Origin of the sequence: Bradyrhizobium sp. STM 3561, assembly GCF_045571455.1 — a bacterium.
Classification (GTDB): domain Bacteria; phylum Pseudomonadota; class Alphaproteobacteria; order Rhizobiales; family Xanthobacteraceae; genus Bradyrhizobium; species Bradyrhizobium vignae.
In genome coordinates this window covers 5,135,204-5,161,381 of sequence record NZ_CP120695.1, presented here as the reverse complement: position 1 = coordinate 5,161,381, position 26,178 = coordinate 5,135,204, and the positions used below count along the sequence as shown (strand labels likewise).

Sequence of the window (26,178 nt, the reverse complement as noted above, 5' to 3'; positions counted from 1 at the left end):
TCCTCACAGGTAAGTTCAGAATGAGCCCTGCCAGGCTGGTGGGGCCTGGCAGGACATCACGGTATTACTCGGCCGCGACGAGCCGTTCGACGGCCGCCTTCTTGAGCTTGAAGTCGAAGTTGAGAACCAGATCGGTGTCGGCACCGGCCGGTGCCTTGTTGAACTTGCCGATCAGGCTCTGCTTCACGGCGAAGACAGAGTCGTTGTCGAGATACTTGGTCTCGGAATCGTAGATCTGCGAGATCAGCGATTGATAGCCGTCCTTCGCGAGCATGAAGTGGATGTGACCCGGGCGCCAGGGATGGTGCCCCATGTACTTCAGGAGCTCGCCGCCCGCGCCGTCATAGGGGATCGGATAGGGCTCGGGGCGGAGCGCCACGAACGCGTATTCGCCGTTGGCGTCGGTAGTGAACCGGCCGCGCAGATTGTAGGCCGGCTGCTCCGGATCCTGCAGATCGTAGAGCCCGTTCGGCGCGTCTTCCCAGACGTCGATGGTGACGCCCTCGATCGGCCGCCCTGCGGTGTCGCTGATGCGCCCGCTGACCTTGACAGTCTGCGCGTTGTCGAACGTCTTCTTGATGATGGAGGCGCCCTTCGGCAGTACCGGCGGGTTTTCCCGGTAGAACGGCCCAAGCACGGTGGACTCGCTCTCGCCGTCCGTGACTCGGTGGTCGAGCATATCGACCAGCACCTCGACACCGAGGATATCAGCGATCAGGATGAACTCGTTGCGCTTCTCGTCCGAGATGTCGCCGGCGCGCCGCAGGAATTCGCAAGCCGCGAACCACTCGGCAAAGGTCAGGTCGACCTCCTTGCAGAACGCGTGCATGTGGCGGATCAGGCTAGTCATGATCTGGCGGTTGCGATCCGGAATGTCCTTCGAGAGCGCGGCGATCACGTGGTCGGTGATGGTGTCCTTGGTGACGTTCAGCATGGTCATTTCCTCCTCTTGTTGCAGGTTGATCAAACTTGCATCCCGTTTTCGGGAATATCGGTTGTTGGCTTCACCACACAAATTCGTAAGCAGCATTCTCCAGCATCGCGGGCGCAGGCTGCGCGTCGGCAAGGCCGCCAAAGCGGCCGCGAAAGAACAGCAGCGGCTTCTTGCTGGGCTCCAGCGCCATCTCGCGGACGCGGCCGAGGAAGATGGTATGGTCCCCGGCGACGATCTCGTCGGCGAGATCGGTCACGAAATAGGCCGCCGCGTTGGCGATCACGGGTAGCTCGTTGCGCCGTTCGAAGATGTCGCAAAGGTCGAGCCTCGGCTTGCCGGCGAAATGCCACGCGAAATCCTCCATTCCCTCGGCGAGGACGCTGACTGCGAAGCGGCCGCTGTTCTGGATGTTGCGAAGCATCTTCGCGCTTTTCGCGATCGAGATGGCGACCAGCGGCGGATCGAGCGAGACCGACATGAAGGCGTTGGCCGTCATGCCATGGTCGCGGCCCTCGCAATGCGTCGTGACGATGGTCACGCCGGTGCCGAACTGCCCACACGCATCGCGCAGTTCGCGCGGATCGATCGCGGTCATTGGCCTGCGGCCTCGGCTTGGGCCAGATCGGATCGATTGGCCGGTGGCGCGGTCACGATGTCTCGCCAGTTTTCCAGCGTCGCCGCGGCAGCAGCAAGGCCGGATCGCCGCAAGCTCCGGATCCGGCTGCTGGAGACGACCTCGCCATTGCCGCAGCGCACCGGCGGCAGGATGCGGGTGTTGACGTGTTGCCGCAACAGCAGCGCAGTGCCGCCCTTACAGGACCCGAAGCGGAAATCCTCGCCGACGATCACTTCACGCGGCTGCAGCCGCTGCAGCTCGGCGAGGAAATCCGCCGCGGTGCGCCGCACATAGAATTGGTTGAAGTCGGCGACGATGATGTGGTCCGGCGCGAATGTTGCGATGCGCGCAAGCTTTTCGCGCAGCGATATCAACGGCTCGGCCTGGCCGAAGTACACCTTTGGCGGCGGATCGAAGGTGTAGACCACGGCGGCAACGCCGCGGCGTTGCGCTGCCGCAATTGTCTGCCGGAGCAGCTCCTGATGGCCGCGGTGGACGCCGTCAAACGCGCCGATCGTCACGACGCAGGCGTCGAGGGCCAGCTCCCCATCACGATGGAAAGCGACAGCGCTGCTGTCAAAACCCTTGCCCAAACCCGTCGCCATGGCTCGCTCCGGTTTTCGCTCCCTGGCCGTGCTGCGCGAGTGCTCCGTCAGCTGCGGCGTTGCGTCGGCCGGACGATCATTGCAGTCCGGTCGTGCCATCGAGTCATAGCCCCACTTGGGCCGGTCCGCGCGGTATGGTGTGATACCTTTCGCCCGCTCCTTGTGAGCGCGTAGCGTTCCCTCCGATGTCGCGCCGACCAAGAGCGTGACGGGATTGGTCTCGGGCCGGTGTTGCAATGCCGCCGGTCCAGCGACACAAACGGAGGAGAAGTGTCCATGACTACAGCAGCCGCCCTGCGAGCCGACATGCCTGCGTCGACCACCAGCGTCTATACCGGCGCGGAATTCCTGGACAGCATCCAGGACGGAAGAGAAATCTACATCTACGGCGAGCGCGTCAAGAACGTCACCCAGCATCCCGCCTTTCGCAATTCGGCGCGGATGGTGGCGCGCTGGTACGACCGTTTTCACGAGAAGAAGGATCAGATCGGCGTCCTGACCGACACCGGGTCGGGACAATTGACCCATCCGTTCTTCCTCGGCTCGAAGACGGCCGACGATCTGATCAAGGGCCGCGACGCGATCGCCGAACTCCAGAAGGTTGCGTTCGGCTGGATGGGCCGTTCACCTGATTACAAGGCATCTTTCCTTGGCACGCTGGGGGCGAATTCGAGCTTCTATGGCGACTACGCCGGCAACGCCAGGAAGTGGTATGCCCGGACCCAGGAACGGCTCGACTTCTGGAATCACGCCATCGTCAACCCTCCGATCGATCGCGATCGGGCGATCGAGGAGGTGCGCGACGTCTTCATGCATGTGGAGAAGGAGACCGACGCCGGCCTGATCGTCTCCGGGGCGAAGGTGGTCGCAACCGGCTCGGCCTTGACGCACTACAACTTCATCGCGCACTACGGCATCCCGATCAAGGACAAGTCGTTCGCGCTGATCTTCACGGCGCCGATGGATGCCAAGGGCGTCAAGTTGATCGCCCGCTCGTCCTACGAATTCACGGCGGCGGCGACCGGCTCGCCGTTCGACTACCCGCTGTCGAGCCGCTTCGACGAAAATGACTCGATCCTCGTATTCGACAAGGTGCTGGTGCCTTGGGAAAACGTCTTCATCTATGGCGACGTCGCCAAGATCAACCAGTTCTTCCCGGCGTCCGGTTTCATCCCGCGGTTCACGCTGCATGGCGTGACGCGGCTGGCCGTGAAGCTCGACTTCATCGCCGGCCTGTTTTCGATGGCCGTCGAGGCGACCGGCTCCAAGGACTTCCGCGGCGTGCAGACGGCCGTGGGGGAGGTGATCGCCTGGCGCAATCTGTTCCACGGCATTGCGGACGCGATGGTGAAATCGCCGATCGCCTGGCAGGGCACCGAGGGCTACAATTTGCCCAATCTAAACTACGGGCTGGCCTATCGTGTGTTCGCGCCGATGGCCTATCCGCGGATCAAGGAATTGATCGAGCGCCACGTCGCGAGCGGCCTGATCTATCTGCCCTCGAGCTCGGCCGATCTGGAGAGCGATGCGATCCGGCCCTATCTCGACCGCTTCGTGCGCGGCTCGAACGGCTATGCCGCGATCGACCGGATCAAGCTGCTCAAGCTGCTGTGGGACGCGGTCGGCTCCGAATTCGGTGGCAGGCACGAGCTCTACGAGCGCAACTATGCCGGCAATTACGAGAACCTGCGGGTCGAGACGCTGAACGCCGCGGCCGCCACCGGCGACCTCGGCGCCATGCAGGATTTCGTGCGCAACTGCATGAGCGACTACGACGTCTCCGGTTGGACGGCGAAGGATCTGGTTAATCCCGATGACATCAACCTCGTCAGCCGCGGACTGGTGCAGGGCTGACGACAGGGCTGACGATAAAGACGATCAAGGGAGCCGCCGCGATCGCGCCGCGGCTCCACGCCATTTTTGCGCGGTCGCTTTATCCTTGCAGAAAGAGTTCATCGTCATGCTTTTTCACGTCGAAATGGAGGTGCGAATCCCGCTCTGCCGACTGAGCGAGCCGACGCTCTGAAGCAGGCGGAGCGTGTTCGCGCTATGGAGCTGCAGCGCACAGGGGCCTGGCGCCATTTGTGGCGGGTGGCCGGGCGCTACGCCAATGTCAGCATATTCGACGTCTCGGGCGCGCAAGAATTGCACGACATTCTGTCCAGCCTGCCGCTGTTTCCGTTCATGGAGATCCGGGTCACGCCGCTGTGCCGGCATCCGTCGTCGATCCATGACGACGACCGGTAGTCTCGAACTATCCTGCTCGAGTTCGACATTCCAATGTGCCTTTCCCACCGGGAGTATTGCGGCGCGCTGCAGGCTGCAAAAGTTAGGGTAGGCAAACCAAGGGCCGCTGAAAGCTTGAGGTCGCCCGAAGGCCAAAAGCGAGCCATCGTGTGGGCCCTCTGCTCTCGCGCATACGTTCGATAGCCGTCGATTAAGCGAGCTTTCCACGAGCTTTGTTTGCGGCTGACCACCGACGTTCGATGTCCTTTACTGCCATCTTCATGCTTGGCAGATATTTTCGCGCGGCCACCTCCGGCGTCATTGACGACGAGAAGAAGATCAGGTTGAGGCTGCCGAGCACCGGACCGCCCCCCGGGATGGCCAGCGCGATAGCACTGATGCCAGCCTCTGATCCGCCCACCGATGAGGCGTATCCGTCCTCTTTCGTCTTCAAGAGGATTTCGTTGATGAAGCGACGATCCTTCGCCAGCCCTGCGTCTTCCTCGACAAGAGAGGCCGTCAGCTCGAGCATCTCGCGGCGCAGCGCGGGCGTTGAGGCGGCCAGGATCGCCTTTCCCAGGGCGCTCCGGACTAACGACCTTCTGCGGCCGACCATCGAGCGGTGAACAGAGAACGGGCTGAAGGGATGGGTGCTCTCGCGGATAAGCACCGAGCCGAGCTCGAAGACCCCGAAGTCGCTGGGCCAAGAGACATCATCCAAGAGACCGAACATCGCGGGCAGGGCCGCCTGGCTCGATAGGTCGCGTGAAGACACGCCTTCGCTCAGGGTGCGCACCTGCGGCGTCAATGCGAATAGGGCGTTGGTCTCGTCCAACGTTACGTAGCCGTCTTGGCGCAGCGTATCGAGCAAGCGATAGCAGGTCGTCCGGTTGAGACCGGTCCTCTTCGCGAGCTGCACGACGTTCGATGGCCCGCTCGCATTGAGCTCATTGATCAGCGCCAACCCTCGGGAAAGTGCCCTGACATTGCGGTGCATGATCACCTCTGGACGTGTTCGCACCGCGAACATTTCACAGACTCAGCTGGAATCATAGTTCAATCGGCGGCAATCCAACACCCGCACGCCCAAACAAGTGGCGATGGGAGGAAACGATGGTCCATTCAAGCCTTTATTTGTCCGCGGCCGTGTGTCTGGCCTTGACGGCGCCAGCGGCGGCGCAGACCGCCGGAGGCACCCCGAAGCTCAGCGATGGCAAGGTCAAGATCGGCGTTCTGACCGACATCGCCGGTCCGACATCCATGGCGAACGGCAAGGGCTCGGTCGCCGCCGCCCAGATGGCCGCCGAAGACTTCGGCGCCGGCCTGAATGTCGAAGTGATCTCGGCCGACCATTCCGGCAAGCCCGACATCGGATCCCAGATCGCTGGCCGCTGGTTCGACGTGGAAGGCGTCGATGCAGTCGCGGACATGCAGGGCTCGCCGATCGGCTTCGCCGTGCAGAACATGGCCGCGCAGAAGAGCAAGATCATGCTGCTCTCGGGATCGACCTCGTCGGATTTCAGCGGCAAGGCCTGTTCGCCGCTCACGGTGCAGTGGACGGTCGATACCTACAATCTCGCAAAGGGCGCAGCCAAGTCCGTGATCGATGCAGGTGGAACCAAGTGGTATTTCCTGACTGTCGATCAGGCGTACGGCAATGCCTTGACGCGCGATACGTCAGAGCAAGTCAAGCTCAACGGCGGCCAGGTGGTGGGAAACTCCGTGTTTCCGCCGAACACGTCCGACTTTGCATCCTTTCTGCTGACCGCCTCCAGCGCCGGCGCCAACGTCATCGCGATCGCGGCTTCCAGCGGCGATACCGTGACGGCGCTGAAGCAGGCCGATGAATTCGGGCTGAGCGCAAAAGCCAAGATTGTGCCCCTGCAATCGGTGCTGACGGACGTGCACGCGGTGGGCCTTAAGATCGCGCATGACGCCTACGAAGTCTCCCCGTTCTACTGGGACCGGACGCCCGAAACGCGCGCCTGGGCCGAGAAATTCTTCGCGAAGGCGAAGCAAATGCCGACCAGCTTCCATGCCGGCGTCTACTCGTCCGTCGCGCACTACCTCAAAGCGGTCAAGGCGACGGGCACCGACGACGCTCCGACGGTGATGAAGCAGATGGAAAAGGAGCGGGTACACGACTTCTTTGCGGCCGACGGCTACATCCGCGAAGATCGCAAGATGATCCACGACATGTACCTGCTCCAGGTGAAGAAGCCCGGAGAGAACAAGGGCGCTTGGGATCTCTACAACGTCGTGCAGACGCTGCCAGGTGAATCCCTCAACCGCCCGCTTTCCGAAAGCCCGTGCCCGCTGGTGAAGAAGTAGCCTGCCGCAGCCACTTTTCGACAAATTCAACTAGGCGTTGGAAGGAATCCGGTCATGTCAGTAGCCGTTGTCTGCGCTTCCCATACTCCCCTGATGTACAAGGGGCCTGCCAGCAATGAGACCGAGCAGCGCGTCCGAACCGCGTTCGGACGTCTCGGAGGCTTCGTGAAAGAGTTCGCGCCTGACTACATCGTCCAGTTCGCGCCGGATCACTTCAACGGCTTCTTCTACGACCTGATGCCCTCATTCTGCGTCGGAGCCGGAGCCGTGTCCCTGGGCGACTGGGGCGGCGGGACGGGCCCGCTGGACGTTCCGGAGGAGACGGCGCTCGAACTCATCGACCATTTGCGGGGCGAGGATTTCGACGTCGCAATGTCCTACCGCATGCCGGTCGATCACGGCTTCGTCCAGTTGTGGGAAGCGATGTTCGGGGACTTCAAGTCCATCCCGATCTTGCCGATCTTCGTGAACGCCGCCGCGCCGCCGGTGCCGACCTATCGCCGGGCCCGCCAACTCGGTGAATCCGTTGGCCGCTTCGCGATGCGGTCCGGCAAGCGGGTGCTGTTTGCCGCGTCCGGCGGACTCTCGCACGATCCACCGCTCCCGTCGATCAAGGATGCACCGCCCGAAATCCGCGAGCGGCTGATCAACGGCCGGAATCCGACAGCCGAGGCCAAGGAAGCCCGCGAGAAGCGCGTGCTCGAGGCGGGTGTTCTCGCCGAGGCGGGCAAAGGGCCGTGCCAGCCGCTCAATCCGAAGTGGGACGCCGAATTCATGGAGATCCTTCGCAGCGGCCAGATCTGGCGCGCCGACGCGCTCGATCCCGGCAAGGTCCGTGAAGTCGCAGGGCGCGGCGCCAACGAGGTGCTCGCATGGGTCGCCGCCTTCGGCGCCTTTTCCGCGGGCGGCCACTTCAAGATGGACCAGGAATTCTACGAAGCGATTCCGGGCTGGATCGCCGGCATGGCGATGATGGCGGCCAAGCAGGTCGACGGCGCTCATTGATCGACTAACCCCGCGCGAATGCGGAAGCATCGCGGAGCAGGCAAATGGCATACGAAACGGACGTGCTCATCATCGGCGCCGGCCCCACGGGCTCGACGACCGCCCTGGCGCTCGCCAATTGCGGCGTTCGCAGTCACATCGTTTCGCGCGGCAACTGGATGGCCGACAGCCCGCGCGCCCACATCACGAACCAGCGCGCCAACGAGGTCTTCCGCGATCTCGGGATAGCGGACGACGTGGCCCGCTACGCGAGCCCCTGGGAGCTCATGGGCGACACGACCTTCACGACCAGCCTGGCCGGCTCAGAGCTGATCCGGATGCGGACGTGGGGGACCGGCGACGACCGCCGCGGCGATTATCTGCGCGCAAGCCCCTGCGGCATGGTCGACATCATCCAACCATTGCTCGAACCAATTCTGTTCCAGAAGGCGGCCGAGAAGGGCGCGACCTTCGCGTTCAACACCGAATACGTCCGGCATGAGCAGGATGCGGACGGCGTGACGGCCACGCTGCGCGATCGTCTCGACGGGCGAGAGTACACCGTCCGCGCGCGTTACATGGTCGGCGCGGACGGCGCGCGCTCGATGGTGGTTGACCATCTGGGCCTGCCGATCGAAGGACAGATGGCGCGCGCAGGCACCGTCTACACCGTCTTCAACTGTGACCTGACCAAATATAGCAAACACCGGCCGAGCATCCTGAACTGGATCGTGACGCCGGATGCGAGCTTCGGCGAAATCGGCATGGGCCTGCTGCGGGCCGTGCATCCCTGGACGCAGTGGATCGCCGGTTGGGGCTTCGACATCAGCAAGGGCGAACCGGACTTATCTCCGGAAGCCATCATTCCGAAGATCAAGGTGCTGATCGGCGATCCATCGGTCGACATCGACATCGTCCGGACGTCGATCTGGTACGTGAACCAGGCCTACGTGACCCAGTATTCGAAGGGCAGGGTGCTCTGCGGCGGCGATGCGGTCCATCGGCATCCGCCATCGAGCGGATTGGGCAACAACACCTGTGTCCAGGACGCCCATAACCTCGGTTGGAAGCTCGCCTACTCGGTGAAGGGGTGGGCCGGTCCGAAGCTGCTGGAAAGCTACTCGCAAGAGCGGGCGCCGGTCGGCAAGCAGATCGTGCTGCGGGCAAACCAATCCCGGCTCGATTACGCCCCGCTGAACGCATGCTTCAGGGTGCAAGGCGCTGAGAACCCGGTCGCTGCAGGCATCGCGCGCTTCCGCGATCCGGGTCCGGACGGTGTGGCCGCCCGGAAAGCGGCGCAGGCCGCGCTGGACCTGAAGCAAACGGAGTTCAATGCCCAAGGCACCGAGATGAACCAGCGGTACGAATCTTCGGCCGTGATCCCCGACGTCGGCGCCAAGCCGGAGGAGTGGCGGCGAGATTGCGGCCTCTACAATCAGCCAACGTCGCGCCCTGGGGCGAAGATCCCGCATGCATGGCTCGTCGACCGTGACGGCTTGCGCGTGTCGACGCTCGACGTGACCGGAAAGGGCCTCTTCACCGTCGTGACCGGCCTCGCCGGCGAGGCGTGGAAGGAAGCGGCGCTGCGCCTCGATCTGCCATTCCTCCACGTTGTGGTGACGGGCTCGCCGGATGCGCAGGACCTCTATTGCGAGTGGCAGCGCATTCGCGAGATCGAGGAAGCGGGAGTTCTGCTTGTTCGGCCGGACGGCGTGGTCGCCTGGCGCGACATGGATGGGACGTCCGACGCAAGCGTGGCTCTCGACCGGCTCAGTGCAGCCATCCGGACGGTCCTGGATCTTCCGGACCTCTCGGCCATCCCCCGCGAAAAACCATCCTCTCCGTCGAAGCCCAGCGGCACGCCGCTTTTCGCCTGACACGCCAACGAACGAGATTCAGCTATGAGTGAAACAAGACCAGAGAACTTTTCCAGCGTCTGGGCCGATCTGAGGGGCGTTTCCTTCAAGCAGCACTTCATCGACGCCGGCGGAATTCGGACCCGCTGTATCGAGTCGGGCGATCCGTCCAAACCGCTCGTACTGGCGCTGCACGGCGTCGGCGGCCATGCCGAGGCATACTCCAGAAACTTCGGTCCGCACGCCAATCATTTCTGGTTCGTCGCCATCGACATGCTGGGCCACGGATGGACCGACAAGCCGGCTATCGACTACCAGGTCAAAGACTACGCTGACCATGTGCTCGCCGTCCTCAAGACGCTCGGCAGGGACAAGGCGATGATCAGCGGTGAATCGTTGGGCGGTTGGGTCGCGACCTATCTGGCCGTGCATCGTCCCGCTGCGGTCGAGAAGCTCGTCCTCAACACCGCCGGCGGCTGGACAGCGCACCCCCAGGTGATGGAGCGGCTGAAAAAGCTGTCCAACGAGGCTGCATCCGATCCCTCCTGGGAGCGGATCAAGGCGCGCCTCGAATTCCTGATGTGCGACAAGAGCATGGTCTCGGACGATCTGATCGAGACCCGCCGCGCGATCTACGCGCAGCCGGGTTTCGCCGACACGATGAAGCGCATCATGTGCCTGCAGGAGATGGAAATCCGCCAGCCCAACATGATCACCGCCGACCAATACCGGTCGATCAAGGCGCCCACGATGGTCGTGTGGACCTCGCACGATCCGACCGCGACGCCCGAGGAGGGAAAGCAGATCGCGGACATGATTCCGGGTTCGAAATTCGTGGTCATGAACCGCTGCGGCCACTGGCCCCAGTTCGAGGACGCCGAGCAGTTCAATCGGCTCCACATCGAATTCCTCCGGACCGGCAAATAAGGATCGTTCAGATGAACCAGCAAGCCAAGCACAGCGAACTCGCCGCACAGATCCGTGGCGCTTACGCCGGCGTCCCGATCGCGCCCATTCGACCCCAGTTGGCGGACCTCGACGTTGATGGGGCCTACGCCATCCAGCAGGAGAACACCGCGCATTGGGAGAAGGAAGGTCGGCGCGTGGTCGGAAGCAAGATCGGGCTGACATCGCGCGCCGTACAGAAGCAGCTTGGCGTCGACAGGCCTGATTTCGGAGTTCTCTTCGCCGATATGATCGTGGGCGAGGACGAGCCCGTCGCTGCGGGGCGTGTTCTTCAGCCGAAGATCGAGGCGGAGGTGGCTTTCCTTCTTGATCGGGACGTCGAGGTCGAGGTGCCCACGGTGGCCGACGTTCTCAGGGCGGTGGCCTACGCGATGCCGGCCCTCGAGATCGTCGGGAGCCGCATCACCAATTGGGATATCGGCATCGTCGATACCGTCGCCGACAACGCGTCGTCCGGCCTCTTCGTTCTCGGAGGGCCCGTCCGCCGGCTGGATGGGTTGGATCTCCGTGCTCTCCAGATGCAGATGACGAGGAAGGACGAGGTCGTCTCGAAAGGGACCGGCGCGGCCTGTCTCGGCAATCCGCTCAACGCGATGGCCTGGCTCGCCGGCGAGCTGGCCCGCCGCAAACGGCCGCTGCGCGCCGGCGACGTCGTGCTCTCCGGAGCGCTCGGCCCGATGGTGCCGGTGAGCGCCGGCGATGTGTTCGAGGCCAACATCGCTGGCCTTGGATCCGTCTCGGCGCGATTCTCCTAGGCACGTTCGAGGAACACCCAATGAAGCTAGTTCGCTTTGGAAATCCCGGCGCCGAAAAGCCGGGGCTCATCGACGATCAGGGGCGCCTGCGCGACTTGTCAAATATTATCGCCGACGTCACGCCAGGCACCCTGTCGCATTCAGCGCTGAAAAATCTCGCGGCGATCTCGCCATCCGCACTGCCGCTCGTCACTGGCGAGCCGCGTTTGGGTGTCCCGATTGCAGGCGTCGGAAAGTTCATAGCGATCGGCCTGAACTACGCCGATCATGCCGCAGAGGCGAATCTTCCACTGCCGTCCGAGCCCATCGTCTTTCAGAAAGCGATCACCTCGCTCAGCGCACCGAACGACGATGTCGTTCTGCCGAAGGGTTCGACGAAGTCGGACTGGGAAGTGGAACTCGGGATCGTCATTGGCACTCAGGCTTCCTACGTCGACCGCGCCGACGCGCTCGCCCACGTTGCCGGCTACTGCATCGTGAACGACGTGAGCGAGCGTGAGTACCAGATGGAACGAGGCGGCACGTGGGACAAGGGCAAGGGCTGCGACACCTTTGGTCCTGTCGGACCATGGCTGGTGACGACGGACGAGATCACCGACCCCCAGGCACTCGGCGTCTGGCTCGACGTCAACGGGCAACGCATGCAGGCAGGCAACACCCGGACCATGATCTTCGATTGCGCCGAGATCGTCAGCTACGTCAGCCGCTTCATGACGCTGATGCCCGGCGATGTCATCGCGACCGGCACGCCGCCCGGCGTGGGCATGGGCAAGAAGCCTGCAGCGATCTATCTCAAGCCGGGCGATGTCATGACGCTCGGTATCGAGGGACTCGGAACGCAGCGCCAGCAAACCCGCGAGTGGTCGCCACCTACGGGGCCGTGGACGTGACCATGTACAGCGGACGGTTCGAAGGACGAACGGCCATAGTCACCGGAGCGGCCTCCGGCATCGGCCGCGACGTGGCGCGTCGCCTCGCGGCCGAAGGCGCCCGTGTTTCCATGTGGGACTTGAACGCCTCCGTCCTTGCCGCCGCAGCGGTGGAAGTCGGCGCCGCTCACACGCAAGCAGTCGACATCGCCGTAGAAAATGCCGTCGACGCGGCCATGCGGCGGAGCATCGACGAACTGGGCGGACGGCTCGACATTCTGGTCGCCAGCGCTGGCATCACGGGGCCGAACGCAGCCGTGAAGGACTATTCGGCGAGCGATTGGCGCAAGGTGTTCGATGTCAATGTCAACGGAGCTTTTTACAGTAACCGTGCCGCCGTCCGCATCATGGAGAAGAGTGGCTACGGCCGCATCGTGAACGTCGCCTCGGTGGCGGGAAAGGAAGGCAATCCGAACGCGTCCGCCTACAGTGCGTCCAAAGCGGCCCTTATTGCGCTCACCAAATCGCTCGGCAAGGAAACGGCTGCGACCGACATCCGCGTCAACTGCATCACGCCGGCGGCGATCAAAACGCCGCTGTTTGATCAGATGACGCCCCAGCACATCGAGTTCATGCTGTCGAAGATTCCGCTCGGACGGTTCGGGGCGATCGAGGAGGCGACGTCGCTCGTCTGCTGGTTGGCGAGCGAGGAGTGCTCGTTCAGCACGGGGGCGGTGTTCGATTTATCCGGGGGGAGAGCAACTTATTAGCGCCCATTGTTATCAGCTAATCTGGGATAGACTGAATGGACGGGAGTGGGTTCTTTGCGAAGATTGTGAGAGGAGAGCTTCCTCAGGCGCCGATCGCGACGCTGCTGGGGTGGAAGTTCGTTGACTTCGACGCCGAGCAGCAAGTGATCAAGGTCGAGATGCAGGCTCGGCCGGAGTTCTTGAATCCGGCTGGCCTCATCCATGGCGGCATGTTGGCCGCGATGCTGGATGAGACGCTGTCGCCCGCTCTTGCTGCGACCCTCGGGCCCGGTGAATTCGCGCCGACGCTCGAGATCAAAGTCAACTTCGTCTCGCCGGCGAAAGTCGGCCGAATCTTCGGCACCGGTCGTATCGTGAGTCGGGGGCGCTCGATCTGCTTCTTGGAAGGCCAACTCCACGACGAACAGGCTACTCTGCTTGCGACCGGCTCGGCGACTTCGAAGATCGGCCGCAGTCGCTGAGAGATTGCGGGTGGCGCACGTGTCCGCAGCCATCGCCGCTAGACTAACGAGCGTTCCGTCATGTTCGCGTTGCGAACAGTTTGCGTGAATTGGTTGTGGCCTAGGCCCGCTCGTTCGATAATCAGAGCAACAAGAAAAGGCGCCGTAAGTCGTCATCGCGTCGATTTAACGACGGGAGGAAACCGACATGTCTACCTCGACCCGCGCCGGTTCAGCCGCGCCGTCCATCGCCCTGAATTTCGATTCCATCGCCGCGGCCAGGGCGATCGTTCCGCGCCTGGCGGCCATCTCGGAACGTAGCGAACAGCTTCGTCGGCTTGACGACGAGGCCGCTTCGCTGCTTCGTGGATCGGGCCTGGCTCGCGTGATCACGCCGCGGGCGTTCGCCGGGCTGGAAATGTCGCCCAGCGCCCATATCCGCGCGTGTGCGGAAGTCGCCCATGGGTGCGCCGCGGCGAGTTGGGTGCTGATGGTGTGCGTCGCGCACGACTACGTCATCGGGCGCTTCCCCGAGGCCTGCCAGAAGGAGGTCTACGAGGGCGATGCGGACAACCTGATCGCCGGAGCCCTCGCTCCGCAAGGAACGCTCGAACGGACCCCGGAGGGATGGCGGCTGAATGGCCGCTGGCAGTTCGGCAGTGGATGCGATCACTCGCCTTGGTTGCTGATGGGCGCCCGCGTCGCCAATCCGGAGGCGGGCGGCTACCTTACCTACCACGTGGTCGTGCGGCAGTCCGATATGGAGATCGACGACACCTGGCGCACGCTCGGCATGCGCGGCACCGGATCGAAGGACCTCGTCGCCCGTAACGTCCTGGTCCCCGACCATCGCGCCGTGCCGACCTACCCGACCTTCATTGGCCAGAGCCCCCATGCCACCGCTCCGACCTACCGCCTTCCGGTGTTCGCGGGGCTGCCGTGCATGCTGTCCGGTTCGGTGCTCGGCATGGCTGAAGCCGGGCTGGAGGCTTTCATCGGGCACACGAAGAGTCGCCGCGACGTGACGGGGGCGTCCAAGAGCGCGAACGCCAACATGCAGCAGCGGGTGGCCGAATCCAGCGCCGAAATCGCCGCCGCCCGGCGGCTTCTGGAGAGCGCCTGCGACCGGTTCGACGTGGCGTGGAGGAGGTAGTCTTGTCGCGTCCGTTTACACCTACGATCCGGCAACGGCTTCAGACATTGCTTTTGGGATCGCACCTCAGCACGGTCGGATCGCCTTTATCGATCGCGATTGCGCGAAGGAACGAACTGGCCACGGCTCGCCGATGCCCCATCTTGTACATGGCGGACCCGGACGAGCCGGAGGCGGGGAGGAACTGGGCGGCGTTCGCAGCCTGAGCCATTACATGCAGCGCACCGCCTTGCAAGGATCGCCGGGAAGGATCACCAGCCTCGCCGGAAGCTGGGTACGCGGTGCCCGGCAGATTGTGAAGGACAAGCATCCCTTCCGCTACCATTACGAAGAACTCGATCTCGGCCAGACGTTCATCACCGGCGAGCGCACGATTACGCTGGACGACATCGAGAAATTTGCACATCTCACAGGCGATACCTTCTATGCCCACATGGATGAGGAGGCGGTCAAAGGCCATCCCTTCTTCAAGGGCCGCGTCGCGCACGGGTATCTGGTGCTGTCGTATGCCGCCGGCCTCTTTGTCGATCCGCCGCCGGGTCCGGTTCTCGCCAACTATGGGCTCGACTCCCTGCGTTTCGTGAAGCCGGTCGAGCCCGGAGACACGATCAAGGTCCGCCTCACGGTGAAGGAGAAGTTCCCTCGTAGCGATAAGCTCGGCGAGGTTACGTGGGACGTCGAAGTGACGACAGCCACGGGAGAGACGGCAGCATCCTACCAGTTGCTGACGGTGACGGCGCGCTTGCCGAAGAGCTAGACCGCTCGCGTAGGTCGATGCTCTACAAGGACGTTCGATCTGCTGGTCCCCTAAGCTTACCACGGCCTGTCACACTCATAGGTGACAGACAGTTCCATCGCGAGCGGGACGAGTTTCCGTAGAAACAAAATGACGCCCTGGGCCTCACATGAAAGAGGCAAGGGATCAAGGGAGGGGGACATGCGTCGCGGGAGTTTGCCGCACCTATGGCTCGTTGGCTCAATTGCGCTCGCGACTACGAGCGCATTCGCCCAGACACAGCCGGTTAGGATAGGGGTGCTAACCGATATGGCGTCCGTCTATTCTGACGCAAGCGGACAAGGCTCGGTCGAAGCTGCCAAGATGGCGGTCGAGGACGCTGGGCCGATTTTGGGACAGCCCGCGGAAATCATCTTCGCCGATCATCAGATGAAAGCCGATGTCGGTGCCAGCACGGCGCGGCGATCGTTCGAACGCGAAGGTGTCGACACTATCGTCGACGTTCCCAACTCCAGTGTGGCCTTCGCCCTGCGCACGCTCTCGCTTGAAAGCAAAAGGTTCTATTGCTCACCGGCGCGTTGAGCGCTGACCTCACTGGCGCGCAATGCTCTCCATATCTGACGCAGTGGGTCGAGCTTCCCGAAGTCGCTCGACTCTCTTCATGGCGCTGCCGAACACTTCGTCAAGCGAGTCGCTGAGATCACCGATAATCGCTTTCAAATCCAACTGTTCTCTTGCGGAGAGCCCCGGCAGGGAAGCTCTGATGATCGCGGTCGAGCATGCGCCCGGCGGCTCGAGCGCGATGCATCGGCACAATGCCCATGCGTTTGTTTACGTGCTCGAGGGCTCGCTCGTGATGCAGCTGAAGGGCGGACAAGAGGTGACGCTAACGCCGGGACAGTCTTTCTATGAAGGCCCTTCCGACGTTCATGTCGTTGACCGGAACGCAAGTGCCACCCAGCCCGCGAAATTCCTGGTGCTCTTGATCAAGGACAAGGGCGCTCCGGCGCTGGTACCAGCACAATGATCGTAGCCAAATGCACTAAACTGACTCCGTGAAAGGCCCTCCTGACTGACGCGGCATTCGCGAAGCGGAAGCGGCATCCGGCCATCGCTTACGATCGGCCATGCTACGTTCGCGAATGCGTACCGACATGAGTCTCGCGTGCAGCGCTTCGAAAATATGGGCCGCGAAAATACTGGTACTCAGCATTGCCAGAAACGCAACCAACATCTTGATAGAGCCTTTATCTGTTCAGCTTTCAGCCGCATGAGGGGGCGACCACGATCGCAGTTTGCACCATGTGGCAAGGCTGTGCTGTCCTGCGTTCATTTTTGACTGCGGTCGCATAATTGCGTGATCCGGGGCCGAGGACTTCGACGGTCGCAGTAGCTCCTGCAACGAGTTCGTTTCGCTCGGTGCCTTCTAGCGCGATCCGGACCGGGACACGTTGCGCCAGCCGCACCCAGTTGAAGGTCGGATTTACGTTGGCAAGCAGGGTCGAACCGTTGCTGCGGTCGCGGTCTTCGATACCGGCTGCAACGCTCTCCACTTTTCCAGGCAACGCACGGCTGCTTCCCATCAGCCGCACGTTGACGGGATCGCCGATATGGATGCGCTGCAGCTTGGTTTCCTCGAAGTAGCCCTGGACATGCAGCGTGCCGGTGTCGAGCAGCGCCATCACGCCCTTTCCGGGGGTGAGGTAGGCGCCCGGCCGCAGCTCATTGTTGGTGACAATGCCGGTGACCGAGGCCCGCACCTCGCTGCGTTCGATGTTGAGCTTCGCAAGGGCAACGTCCGCGACGGCTTGGTCATACGCCGCCTGGGCCGAGCCCTGGGTGGCGACAACCTGGTCCATCCGCTGCGTGGAAACCACGACGCCGGGCGTCAGCGCACTGTAGCGCTTCAAATCTGCATTGGCATTGTCGAGCGTGGCGCGCTTGCCTTCCTGTACCGCCTCTGCCTGCTTGAGCGCGATATCATAGCGCGCCCGATCGATCCGGAAGAGCACGTCGCCCTTTTGGACTTGCTGATTGTCCCGAACCAGAACCTCGCTCACAAAGCCGGAAACATCGGAAGCCACGGGCACCACGTCGGCCCGTACGTGTCCGTCGCGGGTCCAGGGCGCATCAAAGTAGTAATCCCACAGCTTGTAACCGGCCCAAATCGCGACCAGCACGATGAGACCGGTCAGCGCGAAAGGACGCAGCGACTTCACGACGGCTTTCATGACACCAACTCCTTGGAGGCGAGGTGAGGAACGGGCGGGACGCCATCTGCGGCTTCTCGATCCCGGCAACGTCTGGCGGCCTCGAAGCCGTGCATGCCGGTCTGCCATTGCAGCCCAACAATTGCCCCTTTCACGGGCTGCAGCAGAAAGAGCGCCGAAAATCCGGTGGCAGGGAGCCAGATCAGCAATTGAAGCCAGGCCGGAGGTGAATAGGCCATCTCGACGGCAAGAAGCCCTGGCACGACGAGGTGGCCGACGATCGCGATCACGAGATAGGCCGGAAGGTCATCGGCGCGTTGCGGCGTGTAATCTTCGCCGCAGACCTCGCAGTTGCCGACCACCTTGAGAAAGCGGCCGAACAGATGGCCATGACCGCAGTTCGGGCACTTCATCGTGAACCCGCGCCATAAGGCTTTCTGGAACGAAACGGGTGCTGTCATGAGAATAACTCCGTGGAGCCTAAGACGAGGCCGGTGACCAGGCAGATAAAAAGCGCGAAATCGAAGAGTGCGGGATGCCAGATCCATCGATAGAGGCCGATACGAGCAATCAGCTTGCTGACGAGGCGCGCAAGCGCGTAGGCAACCACGCTCCAGAGCAGGAGCGTCGGAACGAGCACGCCGAATAGGTCAAGTTGGTTATTCATGCGGCGATCGTCCCGGATTCGATTTGCTGCGGTTGATAGGCCGGCGACTCCGGAAAGAGCCCGGAACGTACGCCGGTGAGACCGACCAGCACGTCATCGCGGGCTTCGCTCCTTGATTCCTGCAACGTTAGTGCGATGGTGCCGTCGAGCTGTCCCACCAGGTCGTCGGGGAGCGCCCCCGCAGTGTGGGTCCGGCAAATCGGGGCAAGACGAGCAAAGAACGCTTCGGTGGCCGCTCTTGCGCAGCGTGACAGCCCCAAGCTCGAGCGCCTCACGCCGAGAATGTTGAGCGCCGTCCGAAGCTGACGAAGATTGGCGGCGCCGTTCCTTGCGTCGGCGGGGACGACGGCGATACGCGCAGCAAGCAGGGCGAGGCGATGCTGCATGAGGCTGGCAAGCGCAAAGGGGTCCTGATCCGAGGTGCGCTCGGCGACTGATGCAAGCGCGGTCCAATTGCTTTGCAGCAATCGCTTTGCGATCCAGTCGGCTCCGGCCATGCGAACGATGCCGCAGGTCACGCCTGTCAGCGCCACACCCAGCATCAGCGCAACGCTGGAGTTGGCATAGGTGATAAAATCGGCCGAATAGGTCTCGGTCAACGCTAGTTGCACCGAGAGGTAGATGGCAAGTATGGCGCCGATACGCGCGGTCGCGGGCCGCGCAGCCATCCAGCCGAACAGCACGAAAGGCGGCATCAATGCGACGATGAGCACCTCGAGAGCCGTAATCCGCGGCAACACGCCAAACAGGTAGATGCCATGGACGGCGATCACGACGAGGAATAGTCCGTAGAAATTGCGGAACGCCGGCAGCGGATCGTCCGCGCCCGCCAGAAAGCTGCCGACGACAGCTGCGAAAAGCGGTGCGGCAACCCCGTCCGACCAGCCAGTAGCAATGGAGAAGCAACTGCAGCACAGCACCGCAAGGGCTACAGACCCGGCCGCCAGGAGCGCAGACCAGTAGTCGCGATGCGGGACGGCAACAGCCGTAGCGCCATGAGAGACGACGAGATGAAGCGATTCGGGATTGCGCCCCTCGGCGAGGGCTTCGCGCAGGAGCTGGCAATCCTGCATGACATCGACGAGGTTGCGCAGCCGTACGATGAGACCTGAGATCGCGATCTCGATCCAGCCGGCGTCCACGCTCAGCACCGGTCGTGCTTTATCAAGCGCTGCGCGCAACGCATCGGCTTCCTGTCCATCGCGGCCGCCCCCTTCGAGCCATGCAGCTATTCTTGTGCACATAGACGAAATGCGCGCAGCCGCCTCGTCGTGCGGACCCAGAGGCAGCTTGCGATCCTCGATCGATCCGAGAAGCGGCAGCAGCGACAGCATGTGTTGCCGGAGCAATTGCAGCCCTAGCCCGATACTTGTGGACGTGGTCGCCTCAAAGCCGAGATGTCGCCCAAGTTGGTCGATTTCGGCGGCGGCGGCGGCGAGGCGTATGCGTTCGCCGTCATGCTCCCGATCGCTGCCGCGGCCCGTCAGGACGTCCGCAGCGAGCCGGCGCGCGCCGGCGAGCCATGCATCGGTTTGTATGGTGACGCCGGAGGCCACGCTGCGGGGCAGCACGAGCATCGCGACGACGCTCGCGCAGACGATTCCGAGCATGATCTCCTGCACGCGGGAAACCACGATGTCGAAGGCCGACTGGGGCGTCGAGACGATGGGAAAGCCGAGCAGCGCCACGGTGTAGCCGGCCAGCATGAAGACGTAGCTGCGTGGCGTGCCGTCGATCAGCGAGAGATATAGAAAGATGCCGACCCACAGCGCGATGCAGAGACTGAGCAGCTCCGGCGCATTGACGAGGTTCGGGACCAGCACGATGGTCCCCGCCGCGCCGATCAGCGTGCCCAGGATGCGGTAGACGGCCTTGGAGGTGGTTGCCCCCGTGAATAGGTTCGAAGTGATGTAGACCGATGCCATGGCCCAATAGGGACGCGGCATGTCCAGCAACAGCGCGATCGAGAACGCCAGCATCGCCGCTGCAAAGGTCCGCAGCGCGAAGATGAGGGCGGCATGTCGATCCCGGAATGAGGCAGCTTGGGTCATGGCGTCGGCGGACCGTTGCGTCAGCAGTGAGCGGGGTTTCTATGTGCGATGCATGACGTCGCGTCGGCTAGCGAAGCTCTCGCAAATACGTTCGAAACGCATTGCTGCAGCCCTGAACGTTCCATCCTGCAGTCGACAGGACGCGCCGACGTCTGGATGACGCCGATGGCGTCCGGCTTCAGAACCGTCACGAACATCGCGAGGCACAGGATTTTGCCAGCGAACACGGCGAGGCACAGAGCGTCTTTCATGTTGGTTCTCGATCAATGGATCTTGGCCGCACTAGTCATGCGAGTTCTGGGCTGCTGTGGCTTTGCACGGATTGCCGATGCATTTTCATTTCTTGCTGTCGGGGCAGGGGCCGCAGCTTCTTCCACCGCAGCGAAGGCATCGCGTGGGCTGCGCCACGAAGTCTGGGAAAAGACTTCGGGGACGAGGTTCGCCGCGAGGCCAGACTCAGCAATGTAGTGTGTCACTGGCGCGTGAGCGGTGTCGAACACCACCCGCTCCGGCCATTTTTGGTCCGAAGTGATGCGCAGGTTGGCCCGTTCGCTCGGAGCGACCGCGGAATGTGAATATGCAGGAGGCGCTGGGAGCAGCCAGTCAGCCGCAAACAGCAACACGAGGAGGGCGCCTCCCACCCACACGAAGTATTGACGTATCGGCACGTCGAGCGGCCTTTCAGTGAATGACTAGCCCGGCGAAGATAGTCGTATGACGGCCCGCGTGCTTTGCAGCGCGTGCTCTCGTCTTGTCATGTGTTGCTGCCGCTGGCTCGCAAACGATATGCAGGCTCAGGCAAAAACCGAAAGTGAATGCCTGGCGTCCATCAGAGAGGATTTGGATGCTTGTGATCCCGCCGTTTGACGATATTGACCTGGCGCCTGCCCGGTCGCCTGCTTGAAGGCTCGCGTGAAATTGGCTTGGCTGGAAAAGTTGAGCGTCAACGCGATGTCCACCAAGGGCCGATCGCCACGTGTCAATAGGGCTTTCGCCCGCTCCAGGCGCTTGGCACTGACGTAGCGATGGGGAGATTCTCCGACGGCTTGTCGAAAGGCTCGCGCAAAATGGTATCTGCTTAGACACGCGATCCTTGCCATACTTTCAAGGCTGAGGTCACCCTCCAGGTTCGCATCAATGTAGTCCAGCACACGAAAGAGTCTGCGCTGATCGAGCCCATGGTGAGCACGACGAGGAAAAAGTTGAGTGCGTGATACGCTGGCTCGCTTTTGAAGCAACCTCGCCGCCAGACTAGATGCGAGGGATTCGACGAACAGACTGCCGGCTGAAGTTTCAATCTTTAGCTCGGAGGCTACGGCAAATCCGATCTCGGCCAGCAGCGGATCTTCGAAAGCCGTTTCGTAGTTTAGCGCGTGGATTGCCGATTCACCGGTCTCGTTGTGGAAATTGCTCGACGCGAAGTGGCTTAGCGGAAGATAGATGTGCAAGAATTCCGGCAGATCTCCAGCGAAATCAACCGCACCCTCCTGCAAGCCGGGAGGAGAGAGCCAAACCGTACCTCGCTCGGCGACTATCCGACTTTCGATGCCCGGCGCCCGCCGCGTGAGAATCGTTTGATTGCTACGGGTGGCCACGCAAATCCGGATATCGGATGGTGGGGTCCTCCACGGGCCAACGCCTCTTCTAGCAGTGCACAATTCGGCCGACAGGCCGGACCAACCCCGATCCGTCGAAGACAGCAGCAGCTCGCCTGGACAGTGCCGATCCCAAACGCCACGGTGCGGCCACTGCTCATAGCGGCCTGCGGCGGCCGGCTGCTCTGATTGCATCTCCATGTGGCGCTCCAGGATCGCATTCATCATTGTTGCGAAGCTAACTTGGCACAGGCAGCGCAATTTGCTCGTTATTGGTTGTTAGGGGCTGTTAGTGTTTGCGAGTCCCACACCAAGCCGCGGGAACAGCCGGTTCACATGAGGTAGCCGGAAACTCCATCCCATAACAATTTCAGCGCCGTCACGACCAACAATCCGTAGCAGACCCGATAGATCTGGCGCTGGTCCAAGCTTCCGTGAAGCCGCCAACCCGCCCACACGCCAGCGGGAATGGCGAGCAGGCAAATCGCCATCAACGTCCAGACGTTTCCCGTCGGCCTCACTAGCAAGAGCCACGGGACGGCCTTGGTCGCGTTGCCGACAGTGAAGAACAGACTTGTCGTTCCTGCGTAGACCTCCTTGCTGAGGCCGAGGGGCAGCAGATACATCGCGAGCGGCGGTCCGCCCGAATGCGCGACCATGGTCGTCACGCCCGAGGCGAGGCCGGCCGTGATGGCCTTCGGCGTCGAACGCGGACGCGTTATCACCTCCGCGCCTGCAGCAAGCCACAGCGCCACGAAGATCAAGGTGGTCGCGGCCATCGCGATCGCGATGGCGCGGTGGTCAAGAAAGCGGAACAGCAGATAGCCCAGTCCGATCCCGGTCACGAGGCCCGGCAACAGCAGCAGAAGATCTTGCTTCGACCAGGTCGAAGGCTTCCAGTAGCGAAGGGCGAACAAGTCCATCGCGATGAACAACGGCGCGAGAAGGCCGCCGGCGGTAACGGGATCCATCACGAGAGACAATAGCGGAATGCCCACAATCGAGAATCCGCCGCCGAACGCGCCCTTCATGAAGCAGATCAGGAACATGCCGGCAAAGGTGATCAGGATCGTGGCTACGGTCAGCTCCATGGCTGTGACTCCAGGGTTGGAGCGCGCCGGCGCTCGCGCGAAATCGCTACCGCTGCGGCGCTCACCATCCCTTCGTCCGCTTGTGCAGAGAATGTGATGAGACCGTCGACGGCGGCCTCGATCTGAAAACGGCGGATGCCGATGTCCCGCAGTGCGCGGTCGTCTAGATCGTGAAGGCAGGCAATGGCGGTCCGTCGGCCGAGATAGCCCGCGAACCTCTCGCAACCGCCGGCAAGCAGCCGAGAAGCTATCCCGGCCCCTTTGATGGCAGCAGGCAGGATGATCGTCGAGACTACCGCAGGCATTTTGGTCTCCAATGCTCCGAGTGAGGATCTCAATGCTCCGAGCAACATTCATGGCTGGCGCTGTCAACCCGCCGTGAAACGGCTTTGAATGCTGGCCCCTCTACGAGCTTGGTTGACAGAATGATCCGAGACATTACTCGGTGCAATAAAAACATTGAACCGAGTACAATCTGGAGAGTTTCGCCGGTGCGTCGTTGGATGTCCGAACAGGAACGACTGGTCGGCTGCGCAATGGTGGGCCAACACTCAGTCATCCGCCGAATTTAGAATCATCCACGCTGAGACTGTCTGCCAAACGCCGTCGCTCGACTTGCGCTGATACGTGACGAAGTCGGCGTCGTCGCTGTACTGGATTTCGTACCGATAGGATTCGAGATGCCTTGTCATTGAACTCTCCTGTTTTGAAGGCGGCGCTTCTCGCGTCATCATCCAAAGACATCGATCGGAGAGCCCACCTCAGAAAGGGCCATAGGTGGAAAGGGTCCTTCCAGGCAGCGGAAGGCTCGCTTCGCTCGAAGGGCCATCCGGATCACCCCCGGCGATGCCGTCTTCCGCAGTCCGGGGTGATATGGCAAAATCGGAAGGTATCCTCCCGAATTATGGAAGGGATCCGATGGATCGCCTGGAAGCGATGTCGACCTTTCTGACCGTGGTCGAGCAGGGCAGCTTGTCCGCGGCGGCGCGGCGGTTGAAAACGCCGCTCACAACAGTCAGTCGCAACGTATCCGAGCTCGAGGCTCACCTGCGGACGAAGCTCTTCAACCGATCGAGCCGGCAGCTGGTGCTAACGGATGCAGGCACGTCCTACGTTGCGGCTTGCAAGCGCATTCTCACCGATGTGCTCGAAGCGGAGCGTACCGCCTCCGGCGAGTATACCACGCCGACGGGCGAGCTGGCCGTGACCACCCCATTGGGCCTTGGGCGCATCATTCTGATGCCGATCATTGCGGACTTCCTCAAGACCTACCCGGACATCAAGGTCAGGATGATCCCCACCGACCAGAAGCTGAGCCTTGCCCAGGAGCAAATCGATGTCGCGGTGCGCATCGGCGAATTGCCGGACTCGAGCCTGGTCGCGCTGCGGCTCGGCAGGACGCGCCGGGTGGTGTGCGCCAGTCCCGCCTATCTTGCGGCGCGCGGAACGCCGCGCACGCCGGAAGATTTGGCCGGACATGATTGCATCAGCTATCCTGGCTTCTCGCCACCGGATGTCTGGACATTCGTCAGAGGCAAGGCGACCATCGCGGCGCCGGTGCATACGCGGCTCACCGTCGGCAGCGCGGAAGCGGCTTGTACGGCAGCCCGCGCTGGCGTGGGAATTTCCATCGCCTTTGCCTACCAACTCGAAGCTGGTCCGGAAGCGGGAGCATTGATGACCGTACTGGATGAATTCCAGCCACCGCCAATGCCGGTTAATCTCGTCTACACAGCGAACCGGTTTCTGCCGATCAAGGTCAGAGCGTTTCTGGACTTTGCAGCCCCGCGGCTGAAGCGGGTTTTCGCGGAGTAAACCGAGGCGGTGCTCACTCCGCTGTCGAGCTTCCAAAATCCGGAAGGATGACTCCCGGTTTCCCCGCCTGTTGACCCGGGCCTTTCGCCCCACCTCCCAGTCACGACCTGCCGGAAACGGCGTCACGAACTGGAGGCGAAACATGGGTGAAGTCATCCAATTTATCCCGAAGGCCGAGCGCGAACGGCTCCGCCTGATACGAGAAGCCCGGTCAATCTACGACAGCGTCTTCCCGCCGGCTGATCCGGTCAACGGGCAGCCCGACAGCACACCGATCGCCATCAACGGAACCTGGATTCATCGGGGCGGCGAACCGCTGTCGTGATCAACGACTTCGCCGTGCTCGATCGCCAATCATTAGGAGCAATCGTCATGTCAATCCGCAACACGCTTTTCGCCGCTGCATTCGGTATCGCTTCTCTGACGGCGGCCCACGCAGAAGGGCTGCGTCCCATTGAGGCCAAGAGCATTAACCTCGGCGGGATATCGGGGGTCGCCTACTACACCGTCGAGCGCGATGGATTTCGCGTGGTCGCCACTCTGGCGCAAGGCGAGACAGGAACACCGTTCCGCGTCGTATCTCTTCTCACACCTGGTCAGCGCCTGCTGCTCTCGACACCGCAGCCAGCGGGCGTGATCGAAATCAGCCGGGAAGGGGACAGCGTGCTCGTTCGCAAACCGAACACAGCCTCGAACTGAACCCGAGTTGAACGGCTGCGCTCACCAAGGAGCACCGCCAAGGAAAACTGCATATGTCGACCATCCACCTTCATCGAACTACCACGGCGACGCCCGAGCAGTACGTGGCCGGCCTGACCGATTTCGGGCCCGGCCGCTCGAAGCTGTTTGACAACAGCAGCGATGCGTATCTCAAGGTGCATCATCGGACCGGCTCGCATGCCGATGTCACTGAAGGTTCAGGCGGAATCTGGGAGCGCCTGCATTATGACTGGTCTGATCCTGAGCACGTCGTCCTCACGACAACCGACTCCAATGTGTGGAGTGGCGCCTCGGGTCACACCTATACTTTTACCCGTAAACCCGACGGCACGACCGACATTGATGTGGTCGTGATACGCGACGGCAGAAACCTGACGGGTCGGCTGCTCGGCTTCGTGCTCGGGACCATCGGCAGGGGTGTTCTGGAAAAGGCTTTTGAAAACTCCGTCAAGGCCATCGAAGCCCGGAACAGCAAGGGTGGGCAGCAAGACCCAGGCATTTCCGACCTCGCCGCCTAAGCAGTTGGATAGCACCCCGATGCCCTCGTCGCCGGCGCATGCTAGGATGTTGCCCAGAGTTCTGGTTGAGAGATCACCCGAACGGATTGCTCCGGAACGGGCAATGGCGAAACGGCTGACAAAAACTGCGCCACCGCAGCAAAATCAGCGCGCGCGCGCCCCGCGTTCGGGAGAACTTTCACTGCTTGGGCGAGAAACTGAAATTGCTCTCATCGATCAGCTTCTCGACAGGATCCATGACGGCGGGGCAACTCTCTTTATCAGCGGGGC

At 62.3% G+C, this 26,178-nt stretch carries 28 protein-coding genes and 3 pseudogenes; 19 read left to right on the top strand and 12 right to left on the bottom strand.

The window, feature by feature from the left end; all coding sequences use genetic code 11:
- Positions 1 to 64: 64 nt before the first annotated feature.
- The 3 genes from P6U28_RS24450 to P6U28_RS24440 form a co-directional block, all read right to left on the bottom strand.
- Positions 65 to 934 (bottom strand): intradiol ring-cleavage dioxygenase, encoded by an 870-nt coding sequence (locus P6U28_RS24450; RefSeq protein WP_129145361.1) that lies wholly within the window; start codon positions 932 to 934, stop codon positions 65 to 67.
- Between the two features lie 70 nt (positions 935 to 1,004).
- On the bottom strand, positions 1,005 to 1,529 hold the full coding sequence (locus P6U28_RS24445; RefSeq protein ID WP_122401639.1) for a flavin reductase family protein: 525 nt from the start codon (positions 1,527 to 1,529) through the stop codon (positions 1,005 to 1,007).
- Complete coding sequence (locus P6U28_RS24440; RefSeq protein WP_407120106.1) at positions 1,526 to 2,155, bottom strand: FAD synthetase; 630 nt, start codon at positions 2,153 to 2,155, stop codon at positions 1,526 to 1,528. Before P6U28_RS24440 ends, P6U28_RS24445 begins: the two co-directional genes overlap by 4 nt.
- Before the next feature lie 276 nt (positions 2,156 to 2,431).
- Here P6U28_RS24440 and P6U28_RS24435 point away from each other — a divergent pair, with 276 nt between their 5' ends.
- Both P6U28_RS24435 and catC read left to right on the top strand, forming a co-directional pair.
- A complete protein-coding gene (locus tag P6U28_RS24435; RefSeq protein WP_244607914.1) occupies positions 2,432 to 4,009 on the top strand; it encodes a 4-hydroxyphenylacetate 3-hydroxylase N-terminal domain-containing protein in 1,578 nt (525 codons plus the stop codon).
- 106 nt (positions 4,010 to 4,115) lie between these two features.
- Positions 4,116 to 4,402: pseudogene (catC, locus tag P6U28_RS24430) on the top strand (muconolactone Delta-isomerase).
- Positions 4,403 to 4,592: 190 nt separating this feature from the next.
- Here catC and P6U28_RS24425 read toward each other — a convergent pair.
- Positions 4,593 to 5,378: an IclR family transcriptional regulator C-terminal domain-containing protein gene (locus P6U28_RS24425; RefSeq protein ID WP_160118792.1), complete on the bottom strand. Its 786-nt coding sequence runs from the start codon at positions 5,376 to 5,378 to the stop codon at positions 4,593 to 4,595.
- 116 nt (positions 5,379 to 5,494) lie between these two features.
- On the opposite strand from P6U28_RS24425, the gene P6U28_RS24420 reads away from it, so the two are divergent.
- The 13 genes and pseudogenes from P6U28_RS24420 (at position 5,495) to P6U28_RS24360 (ending at position 16,268) form a co-directional block, all read left to right on the top strand.
- Positions 5,495 to 6,712: an ABC transporter substrate-binding protein gene (locus P6U28_RS24420; protein ID WP_407120105.1), complete on the top strand. Its 1,218-nt coding sequence runs from the start codon at positions 5,495 to 5,497 to the stop codon at positions 6,710 to 6,712.
- A gap of 54 nt (positions 6,713 to 6,766) precedes the next feature.
- On the top strand, positions 6,767 to 7,717 hold the full coding sequence (locus P6U28_RS24415; RefSeq protein WP_407120104.1) for a 3-carboxyethylcatechol 2,3-dioxygenase: 951 nt from the start codon (positions 6,767 to 6,769) through the stop codon (positions 7,715 to 7,717).
- A gap of 44 nt (positions 7,718 to 7,761) precedes the next feature.
- Positions 7,762 to 9,573, top strand: a complete 1,812-nt coding sequence (locus P6U28_RS24410) for an FAD-dependent monooxygenase (RefSeq protein WP_407120103.1) — start codon at positions 7,762 to 7,764, stop codon at positions 9,571 to 9,573.
- 24 nt (positions 9,574 to 9,597) lie between these two features.
- Positions 9,598 to 10,479: an alpha/beta fold hydrolase gene (locus P6U28_RS24405; protein ID WP_407120102.1), complete on the top strand. Its 882-nt coding sequence runs from the start codon at positions 9,598 to 9,600 to the stop codon at positions 10,477 to 10,479.
- Positions 10,480 to 10,490: 11 nt separating this feature from the next.
- Positions 10,491 to 11,273 carry a 2-keto-4-pentenoate hydratase gene (locus tag P6U28_RS24400; RefSeq protein WP_407120101.1) on the top strand — a complete coding sequence of 261 codons (783 nt, stop codon included), beginning with the start codon at positions 10,491 to 10,493 and terminating at the stop codon, positions 11,271 to 11,273.
- 20 nt (positions 11,274 to 11,293) lie between these two features.
- Positions 11,294 to 12,163, top strand: a complete 870-nt coding sequence (locus P6U28_RS24395; protein WP_407120100.1) for a fumarylacetoacetate hydrolase family protein — start codon at positions 11,294 to 11,296, stop codon at positions 12,161 to 12,163.
- A 2-nt stretch (positions 12,164 to 12,165) separates the two neighbouring features.
- Entirely contained in the window at positions 12,166 to 12,912 is a 747-nt protein-coding gene (locus P6U28_RS24390) for an SDR family NAD(P)-dependent oxidoreductase (RefSeq protein ID WP_122406469.1), read from the top strand.
- Positions 12,913 to 12,947: 35 nt separating this feature from the next.
- A complete protein-coding gene (locus P6U28_RS24385; RefSeq protein WP_122401647.1) occupies positions 12,948 to 13,373 on the top strand; it encodes a PaaI family thioesterase in 426 nt (141 codons plus the stop codon).
- A 187-nt stretch (positions 13,374 to 13,560) separates the two neighbouring features.
- A complete protein-coding gene (locus P6U28_RS24380) occupies positions 13,561 to 14,505 on the top strand; it encodes a hypothetical protein (RefSeq protein WP_122401648.1) in 945 nt (314 codons plus the stop codon).
- Positions 14,486 to 15,262: pseudogene (locus P6U28_RS24375) on the top strand (MaoC/PaaZ C-terminal domain-containing protein); the annotation flags it as partial. The gene P6U28_RS24380 and the pseudogene P6U28_RS24375, both read left to right, overlap by 20 nt.
- Before the next feature lie 129 nt (positions 15,263 to 15,391).
- Positions 15,392 to 15,823: an ABC transporter substrate-binding protein gene (locus tag P6U28_RS24370; protein ID WP_407120099.1), complete on the top strand. Its 432-nt coding sequence runs from the start codon at positions 15,392 to 15,394 to the stop codon at positions 15,821 to 15,823.
- Positions 15,824 to 15,862: 39 nt separating this feature from the next.
- Positions 15,863 to 15,985, top strand: a pseudogene (locus P6U28_RS24365) (ABC transporter substrate-binding protein); the annotation flags it as partial.
- A 19-nt stretch (positions 15,986 to 16,004) separates the two neighbouring features.
- Positions 16,005 to 16,268: a cupin domain-containing protein gene (locus tag P6U28_RS24360; RefSeq protein ID WP_407120098.1), complete on the top strand. Its 264-nt coding sequence runs from the start codon at positions 16,005 to 16,007 to the stop codon at positions 16,266 to 16,268.
- A 235-nt stretch (positions 16,269 to 16,503) separates the two neighbouring features.
- On the opposite strand, the gene P6U28_RS24355 is transcribed toward P6U28_RS24360, so the two are convergent.
- The 8 genes from P6U28_RS24355 to P6U28_RS24320 form a co-directional block, all read right to left on the bottom strand.
- On the bottom strand, positions 16,504 to 17,472 hold the full coding sequence (locus tag P6U28_RS24355; RefSeq protein ID WP_407120097.1) for an efflux RND transporter periplasmic adaptor subunit: 969 nt from the start codon (positions 17,470 to 17,472) through the stop codon (positions 16,504 to 16,506).
- On the bottom strand, positions 17,469 to 17,912 hold the full coding sequence (locus P6U28_RS24350; RefSeq protein ID WP_122401653.1) for a DUF983 domain-containing protein: 444 nt from the start codon (positions 17,910 to 17,912) through the stop codon (positions 17,469 to 17,471). The genes P6U28_RS24355 and P6U28_RS24350 overlap by 4 nt, the downstream gene beginning before the upstream one ends.
- Positions 17,909 to 18,118: a DUF1656 domain-containing protein gene (locus P6U28_RS24345; RefSeq protein ID WP_407120096.1), complete on the bottom strand. Its 210-nt coding sequence runs from the start codon at positions 18,116 to 18,118 to the stop codon at positions 17,909 to 17,911. Before P6U28_RS24345 ends, P6U28_RS24350 begins: the two co-directional genes overlap by 4 nt.
- Positions 18,115 to 20,169, bottom strand: coding sequence for an FUSC family protein (locus P6U28_RS24340; RefSeq protein ID WP_122401655.1), 2,055 nt, complete (start codon positions 20,167 to 20,169; stop codon positions 18,115 to 18,117). The genes P6U28_RS24345 and P6U28_RS24340 overlap by 4 nt, the downstream gene beginning before the upstream one ends.
- Positions 20,170 to 20,963: 794 nt before the next feature.
- Entirely contained in the window at positions 20,964 to 21,965 is a 1,002-nt protein-coding gene (locus P6U28_RS24335) for a helix-turn-helix domain-containing protein (RefSeq protein WP_407120095.1), read from the bottom strand.
- A gap of 131 nt (positions 21,966 to 22,096) precedes the next feature.
- Positions 22,097 to 22,855, bottom strand: coding sequence for a sulfite exporter TauE/SafE family protein (locus P6U28_RS24330; protein ID WP_122401657.1), 759 nt, complete (start codon positions 22,853 to 22,855; stop codon positions 22,097 to 22,099).
- Complete coding sequence (locus P6U28_RS24325; protein WP_122401658.1) at positions 22,846 to 23,160, bottom strand: DUF1127 domain-containing protein; 315 nt, start codon at positions 23,158 to 23,160, stop codon at positions 22,846 to 22,848. Before P6U28_RS24325 ends, P6U28_RS24330 begins: the two co-directional genes overlap by 10 nt.
- A gap of 246 nt (positions 23,161 to 23,406) precedes the next feature.
- Positions 23,407 to 23,547 (bottom strand): hypothetical protein, encoded by a 141-nt coding sequence (locus tag P6U28_RS24320; RefSeq protein ID WP_164937136.1) that lies wholly within the window; start codon positions 23,545 to 23,547, stop codon positions 23,407 to 23,409.
- Positions 23,548 to 23,773: 226 nt separating this feature from the next.
- Between P6U28_RS24320 and P6U28_RS24315 the strand changes: the two genes are divergently transcribed.
- The 4 genes from P6U28_RS24315 (at position 23,774) to P6U28_RS24300 (ending at position 25,908) form a co-directional block, all read left to right on the top strand.
- Positions 23,774 to 24,670: a LysR family transcriptional regulator gene (locus P6U28_RS24315; protein ID WP_122401659.1), complete on the top strand. Its 897-nt coding sequence runs from the start codon at positions 23,774 to 23,776 to the stop codon at positions 24,668 to 24,670.
- Between the two features lie 142 nt (positions 24,671 to 24,812).
- The gene (locus P6U28_RS24310) at positions 24,813 to 24,995 is read left to right on the top strand and encodes a hypothetical protein (RefSeq protein WP_122401660.1); all 183 of its coding nucleotides are present in this window, start codon (positions 24,813 to 24,815) and stop codon (positions 24,993 to 24,995) included.
- Positions 24,992 to 25,369, top strand: a complete 378-nt coding sequence (locus P6U28_RS24305) for a hypothetical protein (protein ID WP_244607920.1) — start codon at positions 24,992 to 24,994, stop codon at positions 25,367 to 25,369. The genes P6U28_RS24310 and P6U28_RS24305 overlap by 4 nt, the downstream gene beginning before the upstream one ends.
- A 53-nt stretch (positions 25,370 to 25,422) precedes the next feature.
- Positions 25,423 to 25,908 (top strand): hypothetical protein, encoded by a 486-nt coding sequence (locus tag P6U28_RS24300; protein WP_122401661.1) that lies wholly within the window; start codon positions 25,423 to 25,425, stop codon positions 25,906 to 25,908.
- Positions 25,909 to 26,178: the final 270 nt, after the last annotated feature.

What these genes read in the sequence shown, in the direction of transcription:
- P6U28_RS24370 (WP_407120099.1), top strand. Translation starts at nt 15,392, where the DNA reads ATGACGCCCTGGGCCTCACATGAAAGAGGCAAGGGATCAAGGGAGGGG.
- P6U28_RS24400 (WP_407120101.1), top strand. Translation starts at nt 10,491, where the DNA reads ATGAACCAGCAAGCCAAGCACAGCGAACTCGCCGCACAGATCCGTGGC.
- P6U28_RS24300 (WP_122401661.1), top strand. Translation starts at nt 25,423, where the DNA reads ATGTCGACCATCCACCTTCATCGAACTACCACGGCGACGCCCGAGCAG.
- P6U28_RS24330 (WP_122401657.1), bottom strand. Translation starts at nt 22,855, where the DNA reads ATGGAGCTGACCGTAGCCACGATCCTGATCACCTTTGCCGGCATGTTC.
- P6U28_RS24360 (WP_407120098.1), top strand. Translation starts at nt 16,005, where the DNA reads ATGATCGCGGTCGAGCATGCGCCCGGCGGCTCGAGCGCGATGCATCGG.
- P6U28_RS24440 (WP_407120106.1), bottom strand. Translation starts at nt 2,155, where the DNA reads ATGGCGACGGGTTTGGGCAAGGGTTTTGACAGCAGCGCTGTCGCTTTC.
- P6U28_RS24380 (WP_122401648.1), top strand. Translation starts at nt 13,561, where the DNA reads ATGTCTACCTCGACCCGCGCCGGTTCAGCCGCGCCGTCCATCGCCCTG.
- P6U28_RS24415 (WP_407120104.1), top strand. Translation starts at nt 6,767, where the DNA reads ATGTCAGTAGCCGTTGTCTGCGCTTCCCATACTCCCCTGATGTACAAG.
- P6U28_RS24315 (WP_122401659.1), top strand. Translation starts at nt 23,774, where the DNA reads ATGGATCGCCTGGAAGCGATGTCGACCTTTCTGACCGTGGTCGAGCAG.
- P6U28_RS24390 (WP_122406469.1), top strand. Translation starts at nt 12,166, where the DNA reads ATGTACAGCGGACGGTTCGAAGGACGAACGGCCATAGTCACCGGAGCG.
- P6U28_RS24320 (WP_164937136.1), bottom strand. Translation starts at nt 23,547, where the DNA reads ATGACAAGGCATCTCGAATCCTATCGGTACGAAATCCAGTACAGCGAC.
- P6U28_RS24395 (WP_407120100.1), top strand. Translation starts at nt 11,294, where the DNA reads ATGAAGCTAGTTCGCTTTGGAAATCCCGGCGCCGAAAAGCCGGGGCTC.
- P6U28_RS24410 (WP_407120103.1), top strand. Translation starts at nt 7,762, where the DNA reads ATGGCATACGAAACGGACGTGCTCATCATCGGCGCCGGCCCCACGGGC.
- P6U28_RS24435 (WP_244607914.1), top strand. Translation starts at nt 2,432, where the DNA reads ATGACTACAGCAGCCGCCCTGCGAGCCGACATGCCTGCGTCGACCACC.
- P6U28_RS24425 (WP_160118792.1), bottom strand. Translation starts at nt 5,378, where the DNA reads ATGCACCGCAATGTCAGGGCACTTTCCCGAGGGTTGGCGCTGATCAAT.
- P6U28_RS24420 (WP_407120105.1), top strand. Translation starts at nt 5,495, where the DNA reads ATGGTCCATTCAAGCCTTTATTTGTCCGCGGCCGTGTGTCTGGCCTTG.
- P6U28_RS24405 (WP_407120102.1), top strand. Translation starts at nt 9,598, where the DNA reads ATGAGTGAAACAAGACCAGAGAACTTTTCCAGCGTCTGGGCCGATCTG.
- P6U28_RS24450 (WP_129145361.1), bottom strand. Translation starts at nt 934, where the DNA reads ATGCTGAACGTCACCAAGGACACCATCACCGACCACGTGATCGCCGCG.
- P6U28_RS24345 (WP_407120096.1), bottom strand. Translation starts at nt 18,118, where the DNA reads ATGAATAACCAACTTGACCTATTCGGCGTGCTCGTTCCGACGCTCCTG.
- P6U28_RS24385 (WP_122401647.1), top strand. Translation starts at nt 12,948, where the DNA reads ATGGACGGGAGTGGGTTCTTTGCGAAGATTGTGAGAGGAGAGCTTCCT.
- P6U28_RS24340 (WP_122401655.1), bottom strand. Translation starts at nt 20,169, where the DNA reads ATGACCCAAGCTGCCTCATTCCGGGATCGACATGCCGCCCTCATCTTC.
- P6U28_RS24325 (WP_122401658.1), bottom strand. Translation starts at nt 23,160, where the DNA reads ATGCCTGCGGTAGTCTCGACGATCATCCTGCCTGCTGCCATCAAAGGG.
- P6U28_RS24310 (WP_122401660.1), top strand. Translation starts at nt 24,813, where the DNA reads ATGGGTGAAGTCATCCAATTTATCCCGAAGGCCGAGCGCGAACGGCTC.
- P6U28_RS24445 (WP_122401639.1), bottom strand. Translation starts at nt 1,529, where the DNA reads ATGACCGCGATCGATCCGCGCGAACTGCGCGATGCGTGTGGGCAGTTC.
- P6U28_RS24350 (WP_122401653.1), bottom strand. Translation starts at nt 17,912, where the DNA reads ATGACAGCACCCGTTTCGTTCCAGAAAGCCTTATGGCGCGGGTTCACG.
- P6U28_RS24335 (WP_407120095.1), bottom strand. Translation starts at nt 21,965, where the DNA reads ATGGAGATGCAATCAGAGCAGCCGGCCGCCGCAGGCCGCTATGAGCAG.
- P6U28_RS24355 (WP_407120097.1), bottom strand. Translation starts at nt 17,472, where the DNA reads ATGAAAGCCGTCGTGAAGTCGCTGCGTCCTTTCGCGCTGACCGGTCTC.